At 58.0% G+C, this 2,330-nt stretch carries 2 protein-coding genes; both read left to right on the top strand.

Annotation, left to right across the window (positions count from 1 at the left end; translation table 11 throughout):
* Window positions 1–869 (top strand): tyrosine--tRNA ligase (gene tyrS / locus QZ326_RS12885; RefSeq protein WP_295745979.1); only part of this gene is annotated, 869 nt, incomplete at its 5' end.
* 161 nt (window positions 870–1,030) lie between these two features.
* A complete protein-coding gene (locus tag QZ326_RS12880) occupies window positions 1,031–2,182 on the top strand; it encodes a hypothetical protein (RefSeq protein ID WP_295745976.1) in 1,152 nt (383 codons plus the stop codon).
* The last annotated feature ends 148 nt before the right edge of the window (window positions 2,183–2,330 follow it).

Genomic DNA, 2,330 nt, shown 5'->3' with positions numbered 1-2,330 from the left:
ACAACGCCGAGTGGCTGATGAAGCTGAACTATGTGGAGCTGCTGCGGGAGGTGGGAGCCTGCTTCTCTGTGAACAATATGCTGCGGGCGGAGTGCTACAAGCAGCGCATGGAAAAGGGCCTCAGCTTCCTGGAGTTCAACTATATGATTATGCAGTCCTACGATTTCTACCACATGTTCCAGACTCTGGGCTGCAATATGCAGTTCGGCGGCGACGACCAGTGGAGCAATATGCTGGGCGGCACGGAGCTGATCCGCCGCAAGCTGGGGAAGGACGCCTACGCCATGACCATCACCCTGCTGATGAACTCCGAGGGCAAGAAGATGGGCAAGACCGCCAAGGGCGCCGTCTGGCTGGACCCCAACAAGACCAGCCCCTTTGAATTCTACCAGTACTGGCGGAACGTGGGGGATGACGACGTTTTAAGGTGCATTCGGATGCTGACCTTCCTGCCCCTGGAGCAGATCGACGAGATGGACGCGTGGGAGGGCAGTCAGCTGAACCGCGCAAAAGAGATTCTGGCCTACGAACTGACCAAGCTGGTCCACGGCCAGGAGGAGGCTGAAAAAGCCCAGGAGACGGCCCGGGGTCTGTTCTCCGGCGGCGGTTCCGCGGAGCACATGCCCACCACCGAGCTGGATGCCGGCAAGTTTGACGGCGGAAAGATCGGCGCCGTCAATCTGCTGGTGGCCTGCGGTCTGTGCCCCTCCAACGGCGAGGCCAGGCGGCTGATTCAGCAGGGCGGCATGGCCGTGAACGACCGCAAGGTGATGGACATTGGTGAGACCTTTGACCAGGCGGACTTTGAGGGCGAGGGTGTCATCATCAAAAAAGGCAAGAAGGTCTACCACCGGGCTGTTGTGAAGTGAATACTGAACAGGGGGAGGGCTGCGGCTTTCCCCCTGTTTTGATGTTACTGTGCCGTTACTTCTTTTACCGTGCTGTCATTTTTCTGTAACCAGGCTGTGGTAGACATAATCCGGATTTTTCGGTATACTTTGCCTATCAAAAGAGTCAGGGTGAGGACAGAATGAAGAGAGAACAGATCATTGGACTGTTTATATTGCTTTTGCTGACGGCAGGGACAATTTTTGCCGCTTCACACAGTCCGGCGGAGGAGGAGAACGGCTTATCTGAAGGCGAGCGGGCGTACATGGAAATGCTGGAGGCCGCGCCCCTGGCGGTGGTGGAGGGGGAGACTGTCTCGCCGGACCAGCGGTTTCTGGTCCGCGCCGTGGGGGCGACGGACATCTACGTCAGCGGCGTCCGGGTGCCGGAGAGGGTCCAGGTGGTGGACCGCTCCACGGAGAAGGTGCTGTGGGAAACAGAGGGCATGGTGGGCCAGGAGGCCCTGTGGTCGCCGGAGAGCGGATTCCTGGCCCTGGCCCGGTCCGCCCGGACCCGGTGCTCGGTCACGGTCATCGAGACAGAGAACTGGACCAGCTGGGAGTTCACCCTGCCGGACGGAAGCCCCATTCCGGAGTACACCTTTCCGGCGTATTACGAGCCTTGGGGGCAGTGGCGGTCTGAGCACAGTCTGGACCTGACCTTTGACGACGGGAACGAAGGGCAGTCCCGTTACACCTGTGTCATCACCACAGAGCAGGGCCAGGTCACCGGCGAGGTCCGGGAGCGGACGGAGGAAATCCTGCCGGGAAGTTATGACTTTAACCACGACGGACAGCCGGAGATCCTGGAGCTGGCGACATTTTGGTACCCCGGCATGACCGGGAAGCAGATGGAATCCTGTGCATTCCGCGTTCTGGACGGGGAAAACCGCATCCTGTGGGAGGACTTCGCCGGTGTCTCCCACGCCGGGGAAAACGGCCTGTACGCCCTCCGGCTGGATGGGGAGGACTATCTTCTCCAATATGTCCCTAAGATGGGGCAGGGATATTGCGGCTACCAATACCGGATTTTCTCACTGGATATCAAGGGGACGCCTGTTGTATATCAAGAAAGCAGAGTGGAGTTTGATATCAATTTCGGCAGTCCCATTCACGAGAGCTTTGATATTCCGGCCATTGCCGCTTTTTTGAAGGAGGTCCATGGCTGGCTGGACAATGCTCAGGAACTGGTGAATACCATTTGGGGTGAGATTGATCTGGGAGAGGTGGATTACAGCAGTACCGCCGCCTTGGAAATAGCTCTGGAGAACTACAGGAAGAAGCTCTCTCCATAGGACGCGGGCCGCCCGGAATTTCGGGCGGCCTGCTTTGGTAGTACCAAAGGCAACTCCCGGCTAAGCCGGGGGTAAAAAAATAGCTTATAGCGAGGAGTAGCGTAGAAAAGAGAAAAACTCCCTGTTAAAGTAAAAGCGGTTTGCCGAC

This window comes from uncultured Oscillibacter sp., from assembly GCF_910587525.1.
Classification (GTDB): Bacteria; Bacillota; Clostridia; order Oscillospirales; family Oscillospiraceae; genus Oscillibacter.
The sequence above is the reverse complement of the archived record's forward strand: the minus strand, read 5'-3'. Positions and strand labels throughout refer to the sequence as shown.

What these genes read in the sequence shown, in the direction of transcription:
- QZ326_RS12880 (WP_295745976.1), top strand. Translation starts at nt 1,031, where the DNA reads ATGAAGAGAGAACAGATCATTGGACTGTTTATATTGCTTTTGCTGACG.